Genomic DNA, 1,042 nt, shown 5'->3' with positions numbered 1-1,042 from the left:
GATGAAAATCATGCGTTCTGACCTCGTCGTTTGGTCGGCGGGGTCAGACTGCTGTTATGCAGGGTGAGTGGACTGGTGAGCTGGTCGGGGCGGATGTGTGGGGCACGTGTCGAGAGCTGATCCCGGCCGGGAGTGTGTACGCGTTCCTGGCTGAGCATCGGGAGCAGTTGTTCCCGGCGTCGATGTTCGCGGACATGTATCCCTCCGCCAACGGTCGGCCGTCGATGCCGCCGCAGGTGCTGGCCGCTGCGGTGGTGTTGCAGGCGCTGATGGGCCGTTCGGACTTTGAGGCCGTTCAGGAGTTGCGCTGTGACCTGCGGTGGAAGGCCGCATGCGGGCTGGGACTTTTGGACACGGCGTTCGATCCCTCGCTGTTGTCATACTTCCGCCGGCGCCTGGCCCGCTCGGCCCGCCCGAATCGGATCTTTGAGACGGTGCGGGAGGTGGTGGCTGCGACCGGTGTACTCAAGGCGCGGCAGCGGCGGGCGCTGGACTCCACCGTGCTGGATGACGCCGTGGCCACGCAGGACACCGTCACCCAGCTGGTCGCCGCCGTTCGCAGGGTGATCCGCGATGTTCCCGGCGGCGCACAGGCTGCGGCAGCGGTGTGTCAGGCGCACGACTATGCCGATCCAGGCAAGCCACGGATTGCCTGGAACGATGAGACCGCGCGGGCCGTACTGGTTGATGCACTGGTCACCGATGCGGTGCGGTTGCTGTCCGAGCTGCCGGAGCAGGAACTAGGTGAGCAGGCGGCGAACGCGGTGGGCCTGCTGGCGCTGGTCGCGGGCCAGGATGTGGAGCCGGCCGAGGATTCCGACGGCCGCGACGGCCGCTGGCGGATCGCCGAGCGCACCGTGCCGGACCGGATGGTCTCCACCGTGGACCCCGAAGCCCGGCACGTGCACAAGACCCGCAGCCATCGCCAGGAGGGCTTCAAGGCTCACATCGCGATCGAACCGGAGACAGGGCTGATCACCGCAGCCCAACTCACCCCTGGCGTCGGAGCGGAACACCACGAGGCCACCGTCGCGCTGGACCT

At 67.8% G+C, this 1,042-nt stretch carries 1 protein-coding gene; it reads left to right on the top strand.

Annotated features, from left to right (window positions below; translation table 11 throughout):
- Positions 1 to 56 precede the first annotated feature (56 nt).
- A partial coding sequence (locus tag ABH920_RS50055) for a transposase (RefSeq protein WP_370356998.1) occupies positions 57 to 1,042 on the top strand: 986 nt, incomplete at its 3' end.

This window comes from Catenulispora sp. EB89 (assembly GCF_041261445.1).
Taxonomy (GTDB): domain Bacteria; phylum Actinomycetota; class Actinomycetes; order Streptomycetales; family Catenulisporaceae; genus Catenulispora.
This window is presented reverse-complemented; position numbering and strand designations above follow the sequence as displayed.